1 protein-coding gene is annotated in these 25,644 nt (G+C 34.0%); it reads left to right on the top strand.

Annotated elements, in window-relative coordinates; translation table 11 throughout:
* Positions 1–47: 47 nt before the first annotated feature.
* Positions 48–25,535 (top strand): hypothetical protein, encoded by a 25,488-nt coding sequence (locus H6553_11500; protein MCB9034454.1) that lies wholly within the window; start codon positions 48–50, stop codon positions 25,533–25,535.
* Positions 25,536–25,644 lie beyond the last annotated feature (109 nt).

The raw sequence follows: 25,644 nt of genomic DNA, 5'->3' as shown, positions 1-25,644 counted from the left end.
ACAACTGAAAACTCCTAACAGAATTAAAAAATAAAGAATTGATATATATGAAACGCAATGTTTTAGCTCTTTTGGCGACAGTATTTTTAACGCTTTCGCTACAAGCACAAGGTGGTTTGTTTCACTCATTTGTAATAGATTTAAATAATAAATCTACATTTCCACGCATTAATGATTTGACAATTTGTAGTGATCAGCAAGATACTTTAGCTGTTGCAATTGCAGCAGTAGAAGATACTGTTTTGATTAGGAATCTGATGCTAACAACAACACTTCCTGCAGGGATACAGTTTAGTGGCTATGGTCAAATTTATAGGTTAAACATAGATACGCTAAATGCACATCCAAGTCAACCACCAACAGATTTTTTACAACCGACATCGCAGACAATAAGTCCCAGTGGTTCAACAAACACAATTAGCTTTACAGGTAGTCTTCTCCCTGGAGAAGTTTTTGTCGTTTATTTGGGTATTGTTGCAAAGTGTGGTGTTAACACCATTGGAGGCAATTTATTTCCAAATTATAACCTAAGTTATGAAAGATGGCCATGTGGAGGATATAATGGGATCTCAACTTTTACCTGTCCTCCAAATGCAAAAGGTGGCTGGGTGCCAAAACAAGGAACTTATCAGTTAGATAGTACATCAGTCCCATTAAATAATTATATATATAAACCAGCATTGGTTATAAACAGTCAAGGAACACCACCTACTGTTTACTTAGGAGATACTGTACATAGAAGTGTAACTATAATTCAAACAGGTCAGTTAGCATCTTTAGATAGTTTGTATTATAGAGATGTATCTTCATCATCAATTCAAATCATACCAACTAGTGTAATGGTTAATGGTATAAGTGTACCAGTAAGTGCAATTACATTTAGTTCAAATGGAAGTATGTCCTTACCAATAGTTTCCTCTATTTACGATGATGACGCAACAGGGCTATTTGATGAACAAGATACCATTATCGTAGAATATGATATTATTGCAAGATGTCCAGAAGGGCAGAACAGTAGTATTATAAAAGCATCATGGGGTTGTCCTCCATCAGGTACTTGTCAAACAGCAAATGCAAACTACTCTTATATTGTTGATTTAGGAGTAGACTTCAATTTAACAAGTGTAGAAACAAGTACTCCATATAGTTGTCAAGATAATATAGGTTCTTTTAGTTATTTAATTACTAATGCTTCAACTTATGATGTAGGATTAGATACTAATGCAACAATGAATAATTTAGTACTAAGCATTGATACAAGAACTTGTGGCTTGTTCGACTATAATACATTTTTTGTTGTATATAACGGAACTCAATATCCAATAACACCTACCTCTACATTAGGAAGTGTTAAAACATTTAACTTAAGTACATTATTGGCAACTATAAATCCAAATGGAAATTTAGAGGTTAATGATAGTTTAAGATTTAATGTATATTATTCTTCAGCGTGTAATAGTAGCTGTACAGTAAATTGTGTTGGAGATTGCAGAAAACCATATACTACACTATCATATAAAGATAAGTGTGATAAAACTTATTCTAAACAATATCACAACTTAGGTTTAGGAAATGATGGAATGAGAAGTTTAGGACTTATACCTTGTTATAATATGGATATAAGTTTAATAGAAGAAGTTGAGGTTGGAGCGTGTGATAAAGGAAAGCTTACATATGAAATAGACTTATCTGAATTAAACGATACTGTTGGAAAGTTTATCTTTAACTTAAATACACAAAGTTGTCCATTCTATAATATAAGTGCAGTTTATGTAAACGGAGTAAGCGTTCCATTTACACCAGCAAGTGGAACAGGAACTGTTGCTGTAGACTTAACAAGCAATACAATAACAATTCCTGGTTTTTATGATAACATTCATACAGACCAATCTACAATCACTGTATCTTATGATTTAGAGTATGTAACAGACGCAGCTCCTTGTACTTATCCAACATTCCAAGTTGCAGCATATGAGTTTTGTCAATCTAATATCAATCAAAAATCACTTCAATATAGTGGATATGATATCAACACAAAATATGAATTGATAGATTATGATGGTTGGGTAACTTCTACTATGTCTGGCTACGAAATGTTCGGATTTTGTACTCCAGGATATTTCGAATACAAATCTTATAACTTAATAGAAGATACTATTGGAAACATTCAAATATGCTTAGATATAAAATCTTGTGGTTTATATGAAATAGATAGTGCAACAGTAAACGGAGTGAGTATTCCAAATAGTTTATTATCTTATAGTGGAAATAATGTTTGTATTAACTTAGCAGATATTAATACTACTTTAGCGACTCAACTTGGTTTTTATGACAACGATGGAGATGGATTTTTAGATGAAACTAACGATACTATAACCACAAAATTCTATTCTAGTATTCAATCTCCAATCTCTAATTTTGCTGAACAATGTAATTATCCAGACTATACTATAAATTATGACCTTTGTGGTGCATTAAGAGAGTCATCAAAACTATCAAATAGTGGTTTAAGTACAACACAAAAAATAAGTTTAGGAACAAGACCTCAAGCAATTCTTACTTATAATACTGCTTTAGCTACACTAACAGGATCTACATCTTCTACAATGCAGTTCTGTCAAACAAACACAGTGGCATATAATGTTAATATTAGTCAGTTAGATTCAATATTAGATGCTGCAATTTACTTAAGTCAAGGTACTTGTGGTATTTATGATTTTGATGTAGATAATGTAAAAATTAATGGAGTACTTATTGATGCAAGTTTAATTAACTACAACCAAACAACAGGGCTGTTATCTATCAATCTTGTTAATAGTAATAATAGTATTGCAATTCCAGGATTAGTAGACCTAGATGGTGATTCATTTAATGATGATGCAAATGCTAATTTCAATATTGTGGTAGGTGTAATTCCAACTACAGCTGGCTCAAATACTTGTTGTTTCTATCCAATACCAAGCATTGCATACAATCAATGTGCTGGCTTTAGAGATAGTTCTTATGCGGCTACTGGCGGACCAACAGCTCAAGCACAACTTTGTGTGCCAACTACAAGACCAAGTACTTTAGTAAGCTTCCAAGGTTATGAAGGAAATGGAGAATGTGATTACGATTATATAGACTATCAAGTACAACTATCATCAAATGCTATTGCAGATACTATAGAAGAAGTTCAATTAGTTTTAGATACAAGAGGTTGTAACTTATATGCTATAGATGGAATAGAAATTAATGGAACCATGTTAACTGGTTCTATTATTAATTATAGTGGTGGCGTATATACTGTTGATTTAAACAATAATACAGCAGCAATCTCAAATATTATAGATGGTTATGATGCAGATGGAAATATAGATGCCGCTATTGGAACACTTAATATTAGATGGAGAGTAGACAGACAAGGCGTTGTTACTAATACTTGTTTATATCCAACATTTAAATTGCGTTATGAACTTTGTGAATCTGATTTATTTACAGATTCTATTCGATACAGCGGTCACTTAGCTACAGATTCTATTAACTTACCAATCAATACAATTACAACAGTTAGTGTAGATAGCTTTAAATATACACCTGCAGGCTATTGTGCTAATGGTTACATAGACTATTTTGTAGACCTTAACCAAATAGATACACTTGGTGGTTTTAAATTTGTTTTAGATACAAGAAATTGTAACTTTTACGATATAGATAGCGTTTATATAAATGGTAGTGTAGTTCCTGCTTCTGCTATTACTGTAGATGCTCAAAGAAAATGGACGGTTAATTTAACAAACAATACAACTCCTATTACAGGAATGCTTAATTCTGGTACTGATGGAGATGCATTTATTGATGAATTTACTACAGATTTTACAATCCGTTTTGTTCTAAACTTAAAATGTCAAGCTAGTGGTTCTCTAGAAACTAGAGGATACCAAAACGGAGGAGCTTCTTGTCAAGCATATGGAGATATGTGCTACGAACCAGATGCTAAATTCTATTTTGAAAGATGTCATGGTCAAATTATAGATTCTACTATTAATTGTGATGGAAGTCCAACAGGTCAAGGAGATAATTATTGCAACTTAACCAATAGTCAAAGAACTAAAATGATTGATGAAAGAATCAATCTAGATGTTCCTTCAGGACCATATACATTATATGATAGAGTTACCACTACATCACTAGGTGGTGGTAATTTACATACTTTTAGATATGATTATAGACACTATGGTATAGCAGATTGTCCTAATGATACATCTATCGTTTTTGAAGTTTGTATGCCTTATGCTGAAAATAGAAGACATGCAGATTCTATGCGTGCTAATTTTAATGCTTCATTCTTTGGAACTGACTACTATAGATTTACAGAAATTAGTGAAGCAGACTGGTTAAGTTTAAATCCAGCTTATTTAGGACATAAATTTGATACTGTTCAAAATGGTGGCTTAGATTCAATAGTTTGTTTAACTATTTATTTAAGCGAAATTGAAAACACACCATATGGCGGAACAAATGATATTCCAATTAAATTTGTAACTAATGGTTACGGTCCAAGTTACCCTTGTGCACCATATCCAATAGAAGGAACTCCACTTGTGGGTTGGATAGATAATGCAACAGTTACCTATACTTGCAAACAAACAGATGGTACTACTTGTTGTGAATTCTTAAGATCTTGTAGTGGTAGACAAACATACCATGGTGGTTCTAGAGAAGAGTGTCCTTGTTTAGTAAACTGGGAAAGTTACGATGTGTCTAGAATTAGTGAGGGATATGTAGATAGCACTCTAACTCGTCTAAATGATCCATTAGGTAGTACAAGTATCTCTGCAAATTGCGATACTGTAAAAGTGTCTACAAAAGTTAGCTTTGAGTTTGATACAGCTTTAGCATCATTTATTTGGGTAAATGACCAATATGCTACAGGTGGTTCTCCTCGCTTTAACGATCCTTTAGATTATTTAGGAATAGATAGTATTTATATTAAAGATGCAGCAGGAACACTAGTTCCAATATCTAAATCTTGCGTTACAAGAATAACAAGAGATTTAGGAACAAGAATTATAGATACTTTTGTTTTAAATATACCATGTACAGGTAGAGAAATTTTTGCAGGAGATAGTCTATATTTTAATACCTTATATAAGGTCAATACCAGTCAAGCACCAAAAACTTGTGGTATTAAAAACTATAACTTTACAATGAGAACTACATTATATCCACCAAACGGAGAGTATAATGTAATTAGATATAATAGCGATACTACAGAAATTATTTATCAAACAAAATATTTCTGCGATCCAATCAACTATAGAGGAGAAGCATATACCATTACTAAATATCAAAACGATAGTGTCTTAGTAGAAATAGACCACCAACAAGAATTAGACTGTAAAATATCAATAGAGTCTACAATTAGAAACCTTTGCGAAAATGGTGGAGGAAGCGATCCTTTACCTAGTGAGTTCAGACCTCAATATTACCTAGATAGTATTGTGTTATATTTTAATGGTTTAAGTTTAGATACACTACCTCAAATAACACTTGCAACGAATACGAATACTTATATTATTGGCTCTAATACAGGAGATGATATTAGTGTATCTCATCCAACAGCAACAACTACAAAAATTGTTTTATATAACAATGGTAACAATTGGCCAATAAAAGAAAACAGCTATATAGACAATGAAATTTTGTATACTTTAAATGCAATTTTTGAATATGAGGGTTGTTGTTATGCTGTCGAAGACAACAGCACAGCAACTATAAATTATTATTATGAAGATTTACCTTTTGGTTGTTCGCCAAGAGTAAAATCTGCAATTGATACCATAACTCCATTTAGATTTGATGATTTTGGTATAACTGCTACAGAATTGAATTATGACTTAGGTTGTAGAGCAGATTTAGAGTTACAAGTAAACAATATTTGTTCTGGTAACTTAGCAGACTGTTATCCTACAGATGGTACAAATATGTTGTTTGAGCCAACTTATCAAGGAGATTCTTTAATTATTACTATTCCAGCTTTAGTAGACTCTTTAGGTACTGCTACTGTTTGTACTAAAGACGGAACTTGTTCTACAGTAGGTGATAATGCAGGTGAAATTATAGTAAGACAAAACCTTACAACAGAAACTACAGAAATCGTTCTAGTTAATGTTAGTAACGACTGGCCTATTTTGTATGATACACTTGGAGCACCAGACTCATTATATATTGTAAACTTATCATATACTTGGGTGTCTTGTTGCTATACATACAACCAAGATACTACGCAATTAGGATTCGATTTCTATTACACAGCACTTTCTGCTGGTTGCGATTCAAGAGTAACTTCAGATGAACAAGTTGTTGTTAACCTAATTGATGGCTCAAGATTTGATGTGAATGAAAGTTTAGAATTATTAGCAAATTGTGCAGTAAAATTAAAAGGAGAAGTAGAAACACCATGCGATCCACAAGGAGGTGCTAATGCTTGTTATCCTTCATTTATTCTACCAATTTATAATGTTGACTCTATAATCTTAGTAATAGAAAATCAACAATTTATTATAAACGAAGATTCAGTTAAAATAACAACACCTTATGGTGGTACTTATACTGTAAATGCAGCAGATGTTACGGTTACAACTGTAGGAAGCAATACCATAGTGGCTATTTACAATGATGGAAACTGGGGAACACTAGATGATACGATTTCTGGAGCCAATGCAGTACTGTTCTCTTACGAATTAACTGCTGGTTTTGCTACATGTTGTTATCAGTTTGCAGAAAATGCAAAATATACATCACAATATTATTTATCATCTACAGGAAGTTCAAGCATTTGTATTAATAAAGCAATTGGCGATTCTGTAAGATTTGATAACTTAGAAGACAATGCACAGTTTAGCATTGACCAAGAAATTGCAAACTTAGAAGGATGTCAACTATCAGTTTCTTCTACTGTTTTCCACGACTGTAATACCGCTTGTTATGATCCAATAGTAAGACCAGAATATGGTATTGATTCAGTAGTAATTCATGTGCAAGGAGCCGTAATGGATACTTGTGGTCCAATATATTTTAATACAATGCTTGTGTCTAATTTCTTAGTGCCAAGTTCAGATATTAATTTATCAAACGATGGAGATAATACAACCATTACATTGACCAATGTAAGTAATACTTGGCCAACATTTGTAGACTCTATTTGGGTGGTAGGAACAGAAGTATTTAATGTAGACGCTACACTTTGCTATACAGAATGTTGTTACACAGTAGATGCTGGTGCTTTCGTCTCTACCGATGTTTATTTAGATAGAATTTATACTGGCTCTTGTTTAAAAGACACCTTGTCAGCTTTAGATAGTATTACTTCTTTAAGCAATACAGGAGCAATAATAGCCAATGTAGTTTTTGAACAATCTCCAGGTTGTCAAGCAGCATTTCAAGCAGAATTATTATACGACTGTCCTTCTGGAAATTGTCACTCTGCGGTATTCGAACCAAGCTATGTTTTAGATTCGGTTAAATTTATTTTAGATGGTGAATTATTAAATCCAATTACCAAACTATATGTAGATAGTGCAGGAGTTATTGTAGACTCTATTGCAGAGTCTCAATTTATTACAGAACTAATAGGCGGTCAATATTATATTACAGTAGTATATCCAGAGTCAAGTAGAACTCTTGTGTTTGATGATAACAATATTTATACATACAGATTATTTGTAGACTTCCAATACCAAGAATGTTATGCTTTAGACAAAGAAGTTGAATACGATTTCCAAGCATTTTACCATGAGTTAAATGCAAAATGTCAGTCTAGTGTTTTAACAGAAAGTGGAATGATTGAAATAGTAAATAACGCATCAGTTACAATTACTCCAATTGCCTATTTTGATAATCCACAATACAGTTTAAATAGAACAGCAACATGGGTTTACGATGTTTGTAAAGAAGGCAATACACCACTGCTTTGGACAGGATTACAACATAGTTCTGGAATAGCAAATATAGTTTTCCAAGAATTAGATCCAAATGATATAACACTGTCTACTGTATTGCAAACATATACCAATACTAATCTTACACCAAACCAAATATTAGTTGGTTTAGGAGATAGCTCTGATTGTGTTAGAATTAAAGTTACTGCAGATATTATTAGCTGTGCAGACCAATATGTTACTATTTATGCAGGCGTAACTTGTTTTGAATATCCAAAAACAATACATAATGAATTTGGTGTAGACTCTATGTGTACCGTAACTTCTGTAGACACAAGTTTTGTTCAACTAGCAGAGTCAGATATGGCAATCACTTTCTTAATTGACGAAACATCAGATGGTTTAGAACTTTGTGATACGATAGATTTTGTATTAGAACTTAAAAATATATTACAAGGATATACTTTCTTCCACGAACTAACCTTTAATATGCCAGATGCATATATACAAGTACCAAGCTCTTGGGGCTTTAAATATCCATTCAATAGAACAAACGATACAACAGCAGCTGGCTTAACTACATTTTCTAGTATAGCAATGCCAACTCTTGTTGGTGCAACACCTGGTCAACCAGGTATGAGTACTTACAAAATAGATATAGCAGACTTAAGTACTTTACTAGCCGATAATGGCTTACCAGGTGCAGGGGCTTTTGCTCAAGACACAGCACAATTTGCAATTAAATTCCAAGCAGTAACAACTTGCGAAGCTGCAACTGCCTTTAAACCAATAGAATTGGTCGCAAAAGCAGAAGGTGTTTGTGCCGATGATATCATCACGGTAAGAGGCAATACAGCGAAACCAATTGTGGGTGGTATTGACTTTAGTGCATTGAATTCATTTATTATGGTACCAAGCGATGCAAGCTTTCCTTCTCGTTCTGCGAGTAGAGTTTTTGCAGCTTGTGTAGGAAACGGACAAGAAGTAGGATATACAGTATTTCCAAGTATTCCATTTACAACACCTCAACCTGGTGAAAAATTATGTTGGACAATGCCTCCAGGACTAGAATATGTACCACAAACAGGAGTTAATCAATTTGGGTGGGATTATAGTACTGTAACCACTACTTCTTTAGGTGGCGGATATACAGAAGTATGTATAGATGTTCCTAATACCGTTTTATCTCCAGCAATGGCATTAGAGATGCAATTTAAATTTAGCGATACTGCTGGTTGTGGATTGTATCCTTTAGATATTGTATCAAGAATTGATGCTACTATAAATTGTGTAAGCAACAATCCTTCCGATAGTTGTACTATTTCACTAGTAACCAACTCAAATGGTACAGATACCTTCAATTTACAAGGTATTTTAGAAGCTCAAAACCTTGGTTTAAATGCTACAATGTCTTGTGGCAATAACGACAGCTTAACTATAAATGTAAATGGCTTTATTTTTGTTCAAGACAATTCATTTGCAGACCAAACACATATAGATACACTCTTTGTTAAAATATTTGGAGATGTTAATGCCAATGGTATTTACGATCCAAGTTCAGACACAGTAATAGGTGTAGTAAAACATGTGATGCCAACATCACAACCAAATGGCAATTGGCCACCACAACTAATTAGTATTAATAAAACAATTTCATATGGAGATGGCAATGTGCCTATTTGTCCACTATTATTAACTGTAGATGCTGGCTTAACTTGTGCTTGTGGTTCTAATCCATTAGAAATTAATTTAATTCAAAATAACTTAGCAGGTAATGATGCTATTGTTTGTCCAGAAGAGATAGTACCATTAGGTTGTAACTTACCACAAGGCAGTGCATATCGTTACCAATGGGTTAACTTAAGTGGAGATGTCAATAGAATTTACTTAAGCAATGACACGATACCAAATCCAGTATTTGAATACACAGGAACATATCCTACAAGCAATCAAACATTCTGCTATCGTTTAGAAATGCGTATTGGTGATGACGCTGCTTGCGTATTCACAGATGATGTTTGTATTACGATTAAAGGAAAATCTCCAGGAGAACCATTCCTCTATGCTTCAAATAATGAAACTTGTATTAATGCGACAACGGAGTTTGAGATTGATTTTGATGGCGTTAAAGATGATATTATATTTACAGTAGATATAGATGGAGGAACAATAATTAATATCGATTCTTCTTCTTCAAATTATTGGACTTATTCAGTTGAATGGAATACCATAGGTCAGAAAACCATTAAATTATTTGTAGAAGATACAGCCGGCGGTTGTTCTATTTTCTTAGAAGATTCTATAACTATTAATGCCATTACAGACACCATTTTGCTTACAGCTTCTTTCGAACCTGCTGCTTGCGGTGCTTGGGATGTTAATGTTAATTATGATGTAGCAGTTGATGTAGATAGTATTTTTGTTAATGGAGTATCTTCATTACTTCCACGAAAAGGGTATTATGAACTAGTTGAATACTCTACTTCAAATGGTCAAGATTTATTTTCATATAACTTTAATGGATTTCCTCCATATCGTTTTCCATCTATTTCTCAAGTTACTTTAACTGATGGCAATACTGCTTCAGATTGTATGGGGTCTACTCAGAATAATAATACTTCTATGCAAAACTATATAATAGATTGTTTAGAGGGCTATGTAGATAACCTTGATATGACTATTAATGCAACGGTTTTATCTTCAAATGGTCATTTAGATGATATACAGATAAATACACAATTGAACAATATATTATTGCCTAGTTATGCTTTTGCAGATAAATTTAGACTTTTCTTTGAAGATGTTAGTGGCGTAAATATATATATGTTCTTTGAGCATAGATGGTCTAATGAAATTACTATACCTAAAGTTTGCGATACCACACTAAACATCCAAGTTTATGCTGGTTGTGGTTACAAAGACACCACCATTACAGTTCCTGCTTGCAGAACTACCGATAGTTTAATTTTAAACCTAGAAGCCAATGGTGGTTTAGATTGTTATGGAAGACCTAAAGGTCCATTTGCAGATCCTAATAATGATCCTTATAATAAACCAATTCTTTACTCTGTTACTTCTTCTACAGGTGCATCTGTTCACATAGATAGTATCAGAGTTACTTCTACTCCTATTTATTGGAATGGACCAAATATGCCTGCTTTTCCATATAATAATGTTGTGGTTACTAATGTAAATACAGACTATACTGGTTATCTTCAAATGTTTACCAATTATTCTTTGGCGGGTACATACTACATGTTTGTATATACAGAATGTGGTACTTATATAGATTCGTTTGTTGTGGAAGCTAGTCCAGATACATTTAGCTATAATCTTACCTACAATGTACTTGATACTGCAACCAACTGTTTAGGTAGTACTGTTTCATACTGTATTAATGCCAACGAAAATATAGATAGTATTGTTATTGGCGGCATTAAATACTTTGATAAAAAATATAATGATATATATTATACTAATAGGTACATGCCTAGTTATTATAATATGTCAACACCAACACCTGCAACATATTCTTGTTCTGGTAATAATTTAACAACGCTACCATATACTAATATTCGTGTGGCATTTCCTATAACTAAACCTTCAAATGGCTCTATTGTGCAATTGGGATATACTAGAATTACAGCACCAACCAGTACAGCAACATATGTTACAACACAAGGGGATAATAGAGCGGTCATTAATAATGAAACAGAATTATTAGCAATGATGGATTCATTATTGAATGCCAGACTAAGAACATATGATCCAGGATATTATATAAATCTTAAAGACTATTCTACTGTTTATACGCATACACTTACCTGTGGCATCAATACTTATAAAGTAATAGATTCTATATATTATAATTATGTAGGTAATGTAAAACTCTTAGAATCTGATTTTGTTATCTATGATAATGAATATTCAGATATAGACCATTATAATGCATATTTTGTCGCTGGTAATTTTTCATGGGGTAATTATTCCGCAGATAATATAACTTCATATACTTATGTACAAGATTCTATCTTCTGCGATACTATTCAAGTACCAGAAGGCGGAATAGTTCCAGTACAAATTTATACAGCTTGTGGTGTTCATGATACCTTTATTACACTACCAATTATTCCCAAAGACAGTATCATCTTTGAAGGGGAGGAAATTACTAATGCAACAAGTTGTGATGATATTGGTAAGTATGGAATAAATATTACGGCTACTACCAATATAGATAGTGTTATACTTACAGGACCAAATGGCTATAGAACAGTTAATTATCCTAATGAAGAATTTTATGCTGCTATATATGAAGATCTAGCTGTAGGTCCTTATACTCTTTGTACATACACACTATGTAACGATACCTGTTACGAGTTTGCCGTTCAAAGCGAAACAGATGCAGCTCTTGTAAACTTTGATATTACAGCACCACAAACCTGCTTAGACCAAGGTACATTGACTTATGATGTACTAAGTCTGTCTGGAATAGATAGCGTTAGAATTGGTGACCAAACATTTTACGAAGCACACTTTGACTATACTATTGCACAAGCAACTACAGCAAATGCGGGTAATACCATCTCTACATGTACCGATGCTGATGCCTTTAAATTCCCTTTAAAATTAGGATATCCTGCTGGTTCTACAGCTACAAATACAGTTCCTATTAATATTCAAATAAAGAATACAGAAACAGGAGTAGCAACAACTTATACTAGAACAATAGTTTATAATCAATACAGTCCTACTATAAATAATTTACAAGAATTAAATGAGTGGTATAACGAAACATTTAATTCAATTAATCCAAATATTCACTTTGATTTTAATTTAGAATTAGATTCATTAATTTGTTCTGGTGAATCGGTTTATACCATAAAAAGAGCTGCTTTTACTATGAACTCTACAAAAGGGGTACTAAGTGGTTATACTCCTGATTATAATTTTAGGTATGTTAATGTAGTAAACAATTCAGTGCTTTATCCACTTATTTATCCAAATTTCCTTACCACTTTTAATAACTATACAAGTGCAGGTTTAGCTACCTACACACATCAACAAGTGCCATCGCCTTCTTGTATTGTAGAGTCGGGCAGAACACAACCTTTAACACTTACTAATGAAGGGTATTCTGTTTCTAACTCAAATTACGATACTTGGAACTATTATATTGCTCCAGGTAGTGCTCAAATGGCTAAGTATAATACCAATTATGATAATGCTAATTTGTATGGCAATACAGAGTTGGAGTGGAATGACAATGATTCTGTTGTATTGAGTTTCCAACTACCTTATGCTGCGGCTGCTTCTGTAAAATATATTGGTTTTTCAACAGCAAAATCAATGTCAAATCGTAATACTTTATTCAATACTTCGATTCAACCAATGTGGGGTCTTGCAACAGGTAATGCTGGATCTTCAGTTTTTACATGGGATAGAAGGATGATTAATCCTGCTACAACTTATGATAGTTATTTATCTACCATTGGAATGGTTGGCACTAATTCTCCATTTTTAACGATTAATATATCAGCTAGTGATACTATAACTTTAGTACTTAGTAAAGCAGACAATAAGTTTAAGATTCGTACTTCTGCGGGTTTAAATTATTTAGCAGACTTACCTGCTTGGGTAGATTCTATTACACATATATATCCTGTTGTTTCCGTTGGGGCTACTAGTTCTCTAGACTCTGTCTCTTTCACAAATATGACAGTTTCTTCTTCTTCTTGCGAAACATACTACTACCAAACACAAGCACGCACGCTTAACTTAGAGCCAGGTACTTATCCGGTTACGGTATATACACATTGTAACACATTAGATACTTTTATTACCATACCAGAAGCTCTTGATACTTTGGATGTTGTAGCAAGCAATATCATTGGTTCTTCTAACTGTTTAGAAACAACCTTAGGGGGTGTAGACTTAACTATTTCTGCAAACAGTACTCCAGTTAAAATTAAATGGTCTGGCACAGAAACCGATTCTGTAATCATTAATACAACACTAAATGACTCACTAATTGAAATTCGAGGTATTCCTGCTGGCTCATACACATTTACTGTAAGTACACCTTGTGCAGACACTACTTTTACTATAGTTATTCCAGAAACAGAAATAGATACTGTGGGCTTAACAGCAATGTTACAACCAAATCCAATCAACTGTGGAGATACTGCTTGGCTGGTATACTCTGCTAGTGCTACTAGCGACATGACAGTTCTATTAGATGGTATTCCTTATAATGTCGATTCAACGAAAATATGTAATACCACATACAATACAAATTATATTAAACCACACCTTTATGAACCTTGGGCAGATGCTTATAACGAAACTATTTTATCTTTTTATTCATACGATGCGACACTTACAGATCAAACTACGCCAGATGATAATTATATAAATGGCTTTACTATGTCAGAGTCTGCTTTCGAAAGTTCTTTCTCTTTTACAGAAGGCATAGGCGGAGGTGCAAATTCTTTTTATAATATCTTCATGATTCAAGATGCAGACACTGCCAGTATATTTAATCATAATTTATATTATAATACAAATTTAACATCAGGATACACACATCTTCCAACGATTCAGGTAGTATATGATCAACAATCGGCAGATTATATTCGAGTTAATTATCCTACATATTCAAATAATGGATCGGTACAAGTATTATACTATGCTACTTCTATTGTAGTAAAAAATATTACTTGTACTTATAAAGAAGACACCTTAAGTATAAACTATAATGGAACAGAAATATTTAAACAGCCATTTACAATGGATAAATCAAAAGGGAAGTTCCGCTGGGGTATTCAAAATACAGGAAATGCTGGATTCTTAACACCTCGTTCTTACTTTACAGATATTCGTTTTGCTAGTTATGATCCTATTTATAACTGCATTCAAAATGATTCTATACCACTAACAAGCACGGGCTATCATACACTTAGTATCCAAACAGCTTGTGGTATTAAAGACACAACAATTTATTTAGAGGTGTTAACAAACGATAGCATTATGTTCGATATAGATATTTCTAATGCTGGCGTATCATGTATAGACTCTATTACTTCTAGAGGGCTTCTAGTTTTAGATGTTTATAGTAATAATAATGTTTTATTTGACAGTGTTATCATGTATGGACCAGAACAATTGGTTGAAAATAATGGGTCTAGTATTGACACAACAAATTTTGACAATTATAGATTTGTTGTATTTGGTGGTAATTATAATAAAATTCTAATTCAAGATTACACAAAAAGTTTAATACCTGGCACTTATACAATATATGCGTATACCAAGTGTAAAATAGACAGTGTTACCTTTACAATAGGGATAGATTCTTTACAAAATAATGCAGTATTTGCAAATCCATATTTTTATATAGAGAATCTCACCTGTGCGGGTTCCAATTTAGGGGATTATTTTGGTTATGCAGAGTTTGATCAAGATATATTTATGCCTAATTTTATTGATAGCGTATATATTGTTAAATATAATTTTAATGGAGATACGAATATTCTTTACCAATATCAAGAATATCCTAACAATTTAACATATATGTTAGATTATACATACTTTAATGTTTATTATGGAGAGAAGTATTATGTTAGAGTAACTGATATATGTGGAAATGTGTATGATTCTATATTTGAGTTTACTGGTCTTCCTATTCTAGTAAATACAGAGGTACTTGAGTATGCTTCTTGTGATACTGCCAATGTAGTACTAAATATTCAAAGCATTACCCCTAGTGATGTGTTATACTATGGTACACTTAATAATCCGTCAATAATAGAAATACAGTTGGATGGCAATAGTATCGTTAGTTATCCAGTTGAACAAATAGATAATTATTTGGGTATTGGTATTGGTTTTGGATCTGGATCTGTTATCAATAATAAAGCAAGACAAGGAATTCCTTTCCCTTATATTGGAGATTTTGTAGTTTATACACAAAACCCTACTGATACCTTTACCTTGTCTGGTGTTTTCAATACACCTTCAGCGTTTATTCAACAATTACAAAGCTTTATGCGAACTAGTTTAGGAACAGATGAACTTTATATTAACAACAGTCCATACGGCACATATGTTTATGAATCAGATTGTCCAAATTATGATAGCATAATTACGCAACTATCTATTCAAGTCCGAAATGTCCAAAATTATAGTGTATCACCAGCAACTCGGCTTGGCTTTATATATAATAGAGTTAGCAATACAGGAGGCAGTATAGGGAGTAATTGTACTGCATTAACACAAGGCAACAATAATGCAGCAATAGGTAACGCTATACTTTTCCATATAATAGGGGCTGATCCTTATACAACATATAGCGAAATTGGCTTTGATCCTTCAAGCTATATAGATACTTTAAGCTTAGCAGTAGGTTGTCATGATATTTCAATTACATATAGTACGCCTTATGTGGGAATTTGTACTTATGATACTACCATTTGTATTTCACCAAAAGAAACTATTATAGATTTAGTTCCAGCGATTACTGCTGCAACAAGTTGTGGTGCATCAAACGGAAAAGTGGTATTCACAGCTAGTTCTACAGATACTATCTACGGTATTTCATGGACAGGTAATTCTACTGGCTCAGTTTCTTTTGCAAATCCAGATACTGTAATTACAGATAGTATTACAAACTTACGACCAGGAGTATATCAATTAATAGTACAGGCAACTTGTGGTTTCGATACAATAGAAATAGAAATACCAAATGCTAATCCAGATCCATTAATAGCTGCCGTTACACCTTCTTTTGATTGTAATACTAATTCAGGTCAATTAACAATCGATTGGGCAGCAATCAACGATGCAGTAGATTCAATTTATATTACAAGTACAGTTGGCTATGATACTGCTTTTGCCGTAGGCAATTATGCAGGTGGAGCAAACATATTTAACTTATATCCAGGATTCTATACGGTAACATTCGATAGATATTGTGCAGATACAAGTATTAGAGTGTTACTTAAAAAAGAATGTCCACAAGAATGTGGTGTATCTATAACTAACACAAGTATAGTAAATACTAACTGTAGCTTAAGCAATGGTTCTGCTTTTGTAGAGTATGTTACAACAGGATCTACTAGTGCTACAATTTCTTGGTACAGTATGCCAAATAATGTATTCATTATATCAGGCACCAACTTAATTACTGGTTTAGATGCAGGTATCTATAAAGTAGTAGTAAGCAATGGTACAGATTGTGCAGATAGCTCAACTTTTGCAGTAACCAATGCATCTACTGCAGATACAAGTACAAATATTTCTTTTGCTTTAGATAATCAATGTAGAAGACCAAATAGTCCAATAAATATATTACTAAGTAATCCAAGCTGTAATAATTGGAAATGGTACGATACAGAATCAGGCACAGAAATTACACCAAGCAATGGTATAATAGAAGGTTATGCTTCTTTCATCGCTTCAGACTTATTAAGTGATAATATTTATGGTGTTTGTGATGATGATCCTAATTGTCCGGTATATATGGATGTATCATTTGTTTATATACCTTCTAGTAATGGTTTAACAACAATCTTTGCACAAATAGAAGGAACACAGTTAGCTACGCCTGCTTGTGAAGAAAGAGATACTACACTCATAAGTATTTGGGTAGATCGAATTTATACTCGTATAGATGATGTTAATTCTCTAGAATATGCAGATAGTGCTAGTGTAATGGCTGGAGCTGATGCAGTGTACAATTTTGTATGGACAGACATGTATGGCAATGTAGTAGGTACTGGTCCTTATTTGGCAAATGTTCCTTATGGAAATTATTCAGTAGAAATAACTTATGATAATCCAACTACATTCTGTGAAGAAAGAGCATTTGCTAAGTATAATTATCTGCCAACAAGTACAGAATGTCAGTATATACCACAAGCACTAATTATGCCAAACGGACTTGGAAGAGATAGCTGTTTTAATGATGGAACTTATAGTGGTTTCATGCAGATTCTTCTACATACAAGCATTGGTGTTTACACAGTAGCTCCTTTTGATTTTGAATACCAATTACTTGATTTAGAGGGTAATTTGATCGCTTCTGGTACAGTATATGAAGGTCAATCACTAGACAGTATAGAAACAAATGCAGTGTTTGATTTCAATAATAGTACTAATTCAGTTGAATTTAATTTCGTTATTTATCCATTAGAGCCATTTGTTTTACCTTGTGGAACAATAGAAGCAGGTTGTCCTAGCTTAGGCGTTGGTAATCTTACATGTACAGTTTGTAGTGTACTTAACAATCCAGAAGTTACCATAAACATTACGCGTCAACTATTAAGCGATTGCGAGAATACAGGTATTTGTGATGGTGAAATACATATTACAGGTATAGATTACATTCTGATTGATGGAGATACTTACTCAAATACAGCACAAAACTTAGATAACTTTAACTTCGTATGGTATAAAGACAATGTTGTACAACCATTAATGGAAGGTCCAGATCAAACTGGTTTGTGTGCAGGTACTTACCAAGTAGAAATATATGGTACGAGCAATGGCTGTGAAGCATATAGAGGTACACAAACTATTGTAATCGAAACAGTAGATACTATAGACTGTCCTCAATGTCCAGACAGTATTGGTTTAGAAATTATTGCAGCTCAACCAGATTGTGGTCAGTTCAATGGTAGTATTTCAGTAAATATCAGCTATCCAGATCCAGATACACTAACAAGACCTTTAACTTACTATATCAGTCAGTTCCCAGGTCAGTATCCACCAGCTATTACAGGCAATGGCGGAACAGATAACTTTAGAAATAACTTACCTTCTGGTACAGAACCTTACTACATTCTGGTACAAACAGCAGATGGTTGTTTCTCAGATACTATACCATACTTATTATTACCACAAGGTGGCGATACAGCAATTAGTCCTTTTGTTACTATAACACCAAGTACTAATTGTGGTCCAGCTAATGGTAGCGTAACTATCTACAAATATGCAGTTATTGGAGATAGCACACACTATGTATGTATTGATCCAACGGTTGGTTTACAAAAAATTGATGGAGGCACATTAACACCAGTTAGTGTAAGCGTTCCTTTAGTAACATCAAATACTTATAACAATTTAGAACCAGGTCAATACCTAGTAATATTACAACCAATAGCAATGTGTGCAGCAGGTAACAGTGGTAACACATGTGCTTGTCCAGCAGTAGGTTGTCCTTTAATCGACACAATTACAATTCCAGTAAGCCCAACTGGCTTTACAGCAACAATAGATACTTTTGATGTATCTCAATGTGGCTTAAAAGATGGTAAGTTATGTGTTAAAGCACATAATGGTTTAGGACTATATTATTTCGTATTAACTGGAGGAGATTTGACACAGCCAGTTAAAATTGGTAGTGCATCAGCACCAGTTACTACAGACTCAGTTTGCTTTAGCAATTTAAGTTTTGGAGATTATACAGTGAATGTATTTACTATGGCAACTGTTGGTGGTAGTACTTGTACAGATGTTGTAGAAGCTACTATTCAAATTACAGAGTTTAATCCAAGTGCAGACTTTGTATTAACTAACTTAACTTGTTATAATAGCAATACAGGTTGTATTAGTAAGTCTACAGTAGTAGATCCTGCGGTTATTGTTTATATAATAGATGAAAAAGGTAATTTAAATCCAGCAGACGACGATACGGTGGCTACTTGGAACTCAAGCATGTCTTTACCACTTCAAGTTTGTGGATTACATGCAGGAGAATATAAAATAGTTCAAGTAACCGAAGATTATATTTGTTCTAATACAGAACGAGTTACATTAACTCAACCTACAAGAATCTCATACTCTTACAACTATGCTTCACCAAATTGTGGTCTAAAAGATGGTAGAATTACTATCAATGCTACAGGAGGTACACCAACATATGAGTACGGCTGGATTGGTATTGGCAATTCTGCTACAGATACTGTTTGGACAACCAATAACACAATTGATACATTAGGAACTGGTTTCTATCAAATCGTAGTTAGAGATGCTAATGGCTGTCAAAGAACTTTAAGTGTGGTATTGACAAATCCAACTTGTCCTTGTAGATTAGATGTATTAGCAGTAACAGAAATACCAGCTGCTTGTGGTGAAAATAATGGAGAGGTAAGATTTGTATTGGTGAATGGTCAACCAACATATAGTTATACTATTACTAATGTTAGTACAGGAAGCATACTGTCTGCTAGTGGATTAACTTCACCAAATATTACAGTTCAAGGTTTAGCTACAGGTTGTTATGAAGCAACTTTTGCAGATGCTGTTTGTGAAATTGAATCTGTACCTTTCTGTATTACAGAATATGGAGGTGCTAGCTTTACTGTAGAAAATATTACAACAGCAAGTTGTGCTAGTGCAGATGCGTGTATAGATATAGTTCAAACAGTATTTACAGCACCATATACAGCAATTGTTAGAGATATTGATGGAAACACACTATACAGTGCTTCTAATCAAACAGATACAACTTTAAATATTTGCAATTTACCAGCGGGTACATTATTTGTTACAGTGATAGATGCCACTGGATGTACTTCTAAGAAAAGAATAACAATAGAATCTATTAATACTGGAGGCATAGATGTCGCAGTTACTAGCTTAGTTCCAGCACCATGTCCTGGAGCAGCAGGTGGAACTATCAACTTGTCAGTTACTGGCTTTACAGGTTCTTATAACTATTCTTTTGTAGATGCATTTGGAACGCCACAAGTATTTACAAATCAAACTAATAGTGTAATTTCATTAACTAACCAACAAAGTGGTATCTATGACTTTACTTTCATGGATAACGGTGGTGATGGTTGCGATACCACACTTAGAGTAATATTGCCAAACAATAGTGGTTTTGAAGCAACAGCAACAACAATCACTAATAATTCATGCTTCCAAGATGTAAATGGAGTAATTGAAATCAATATTGATACCTTAACAGGAGTTCAACCATATGTAATTTCGTATGGCAATGAAAGAGATACTATTACTAATGCAGATTTACCTTACCAAATCTTTGGCTTAACTCAAGGTATTTATACATTCACTATCAGAGGTAATAATGGTATTGGCTGTGAGAAAATTGTTGAAGATACAATTACCTCTTTACCACCATATTATATTACGCTAGAATATACAAGACCAGATGCATGTGCACCATATACTATGTGTGCAATCATCACAGGTGGAGATAGCTCGTACTCTTTATCTAATTTAAGAGTAGCACCAGGAGCTACAGGTAATGTAGAAGATGCTATAATTGATGGTTTATGTATTTCTGGTTTACCAGATGGAGAATACTTAGTAGATATCACAGATGATATTTGTTTCACAGATATTTTACCATTCGAGATTAACAATCCTCCAATTGCTTATGCTGAAGCAGGAAGTCCTAGAACTTTATGTGGAATTGAAAATGTCCTAATTTCTGGAAATCCAACGGATGAAGGATTTATTTCAACATGGGTTGCAATTACTGCTGGAGTAAGTATTATTAATACTACAGATAGTAGTGCATATGTAACAGTAGCAGTAGCAGGAACATATCAATTTGAATATGTTGTAGGAGATTCTACGATGACTTGTGTGAATAGAGATACTGTAGATTTAACTTTCTTAGCACCAATACCAGAGACGATCATTGACACAGTGATATGCGAAGGAGAGGTAGTAAGTATAGGCGGAATGGATTATGAGTACGCAGGAACATATACAACAACCTTAACATCAAGCACAGGTTGCGATAGTATAGTAACCTTAAATGTAAGTGTAAGAGAGCCAGAATATATCGTAATAGAAGGACAGATATGTGCAGGCGAAGAGATAGTGTTTAGAGACATGGCATTTACAGAAAGCGGACACTATGAGTTTATACTTCCAGCAGTAGCAGGACAGTGTGATACTTTAGTAACCGTAGATGTAGTAGTGTTAGATGGCGATACAAGCGTAGCAACAGCAAGTATGTGTCAAGGTGGAAGTACGACAGTCAATGGCGTAACCTATACATCAGCAGGAACTTACTATCAAGACATAGATAATGGTGAGTGTACAGGAGTACTAGAAGTAGTAGTAAGTGAGTTAACACCAAGTGCAACAACACTAGACAGAACAGTATGTGCAGGAGAAACAGTACAAGTAGGATCAGTAGTATACAGTACAAGTGGAACCTATACAACATACTTAGAGAATAGTGTAGGTTGCGATAGCGTAGTAACACTAAACTTAACAGTATTACCAATAATAGCAACAGATTTGTCAGCAGAGATTTGTGCAGGCGAGACTTACGAAGTAAATGGCTTACAATACGCCAGCACAGGTATTTATACTCAAACGCTAACAGCATCAAATGGCTGTGATAGTACAGTAACGCTAGAGTTAGTAGTCATCAATGATGGCGACACTACAACAATAGCAGAAAGCATTTGTACAGGCGAAGAAGTAATAGTAAGCGGAACAGTATACAATACAGCAGGTACATTCTACCAAACAGTAGACAATGGCACATGTTCAGGAACACTAGAAGTAGTAATTACAGAAAATGCACCATCAGCAATCACAATAATAGATACAACAATCTGTACAGGCGAGTCAGTGGTAATTAACGGACAATTGTTTAATACAGCAGGAGCACACAGCATTACCTTACCAAATAGTGTAGGATGTGATAGTCAAGTAGTAGTAAATATTACGATAGACGCATCAAGTCCAGCAACACGAGTAGAAGAGAATATCTGTGCAGGCGAGAGTGTAACTTACTTCGGACAAGAGTTTAGTACAAACGGACATTACTTAATCCACTATCCAAATGGTACATGTAGAGATACACTAATCTTAGATGTATTTGTACATCCATTAGATACAGTAGAGGTAACAGATACTATTTGTGATGGAGAGTTATATACAGTAGGAACAAACAGCTACGGAGCAACAGGCGTATACATGGCAACACTAAGCAATGCTATGGGTTGTGACAGTATAGTAACACTTAACTTAACAGTATTAGACAGCTACGAAGAAGATGTAGAAGCGACGATATGTGAAGGTGAAAGCACTATAGTAAACGGAGTAGCATATACACAAACAGGAAGCTATACACAAACAGTAACAGCATCAAATGGTTGCGATAGTGTAATCAGCATAGATGTAGTAGTAATAGGTGAAGCAGATACACAAGTAGTAGACAGAGTAATTTGTGCAGGAGAAAGTACAACAGTAGGAAACGAAGAGTTTACAGCAACAGGAACATACTATATTACAGTATCAAACGAAGAGTGTAGTCAAGTAGTAGAGTTGAACTTAACAGTAAACGAACCATCAGTATCAACAGTAGACGCAACGATATGTGCAGGAGAAACAGTAGTAGTAGCAGGCAGAGCATTCAGTGCAGCAGGAACCTATACAGTAGTAATAGATAATGCAAGTGGATGTGATAGTACAATTACGGTTAATGTTACAGAGTTACCAGTAGCACAAACACAGATAGACAGTGTAATTTGTAAAGGAGAGTTTGTAACCGTAGCAGGTCGTCAGTTTGCAGTAACAGGTACTTATGATATTACTTTGACAGGAGCCAATACATGTGATAGCATAGTAACACTGAACTTAACAGTAATAGAGCCAGGCGATACAACAACGATAGAAGAAACAATCTGCGAAGGAGATGTAGTAACTATCAACGAAGTAGACTATACAATGGCAGGAACTTTCTATCAACCAGTAGACAATGGCACATGTGCAGGAACATTAGAAGTAATCATAACAACTAATGAGCCAAGCAATACAATAATAATAGATACAGTAATGTGTGCAGGCGATGTAATAGTATACAATCAAAACACATATACAGAAGCAGGAACATATAACATTACATTAGAAAATAGTGTAGGATGTGATAGTACAATAGTATTGAATATTACCACAACAACAGGTAGCAGTACAACAGTAGATACAACGATATGTGCAGGCGAGAGTGTAACTTACTTCGGACAAACATTCTCAAGTACAGGCACATATAGAATCATCTATCCAACAGCGAGCTGTGAAGACACCTTATTGTTGAATGTAACGGTAGTACAACCAGTAGAAACGATCATCGATACAGTAATCTGCGAAGGCGAGGTAGTAAGTATAGGCGGAATGGATTATGAGTACGCAGGTACATATACAACAACCTTAACATCAAGCACAGGTTGCGATAGTATAGTAACTTTAAACTTAGGAGTAAGAGAAACTGAACTAATAGAAATTGAAGCTCAAATTTGTGAAGGAGAACAAGTAACATTCAGAGATTCTGTTTGGACAACTTCAGGACATCACGAATTTATCTTACCAGCTGGTGCTAATCAGTGCGATACGCTAGTAACAGTAGATATCTTTATGTTAGGTAATGATACTATAGAAACTTCAGCAACAATATGTGCAGGAGGTAGCACAGAAGTTAATGGAGTTACTTATACATCAGCAGGTATATATTATCAAAATATAGATAATGGTAAATGTGAAGGCGTCTTAGAAGTTACTATTACAGAACTACAACCATCTGCTAGTACGCTTAACACTACAATTTGTTTAGGTGAAACAGTTAATATCGGTGGATTAACATTTAACACTGCGGGTACTTATACAATTAACTTAGAAAATAGTGTTGGTTGCGATAGTGTCGTAACACTTAATTTAACAACATTAACACCATCAGCAACTGTAATTAATGAAACAATATGTCAAGGAGAATATGTAACTGTTGGCGGAAATAATTATGCAGTAACAGGTACATATATTACAACTTTAACAAATAGTGTTGGTTGTGATAGTGTCGTAACATTAAACTTAATAGTAATTGATGACGCAGATACAACAACTATAGAAAGAACTATCTGTAGTGGCGAGTCAGTAACTATTAATGGTCAAACATATAGTACGGCAAATACCTATTATCAAACAATAAATAATGGAACTTGTGCAGGAACTTTAGAAATAGTAATTACTGTCGCACAACCTAGCATACCTGTTCAGATAGATACAACAATTTGTAGTGGAGAGAGCGTGCTTATAGCAGGTAGATTATATTCCGCAACTACTGTAGATATAATTACTTTAGAAAACAGTGTAGGTTGTGATAGTCAAATAATCGTTAGAGTAACTGTTCAAGATGGTGGAACTAGCCAAACTATAGATACAGTTATCTGTGATGGTGAATCTGTAACATTCTATGGTCAAACATTTAATACTACAGGAAGATATCAAATTATCTATCCATCAGATCCTTGTAGAGATACATTAATCTTGAATGTAGCAGTTGCTCCTTGTAGAATTGACACAATCAGAGATACTAATATTATTAATACAACAGATACGATTTGTGTGGATGTATATCCAGATATGGATGCTGATTCTACATATATTGTTAATTGTGGACATGATAACAACAGTGGCAACACATACGAAGTAATCGAAGGCACAACATGTATCGTAGTAGATAGAAGTGACTTAGTAGGTTATAACTTAGATACACTATGTGTACAACCTACAACAGGCAGCATACCTGTTCAACTAAACAATTTGATAGTGGAGAGAGAGTGCTTATAATATATCATCACAATAAAACATATACTAACATCAGGACACGATAGAACTAGTAGTTATCCGCAACACTAGATATAGACACGATTATATCATCTTCAGAGACACATAATCG

The sequence above is a fragment of the Chitinophagales bacterium genome (assembly GCA_020636535.1).
Classification (GTDB): Bacteria; Bacteroidota; Bacteroidia; order Chitinophagales; family JADIYW01; genus JADJSS01.
The sequence above is the reverse complement of the archived record's forward strand: the minus strand, read 5'-3'. Positions and strand labels throughout refer to the sequence as shown.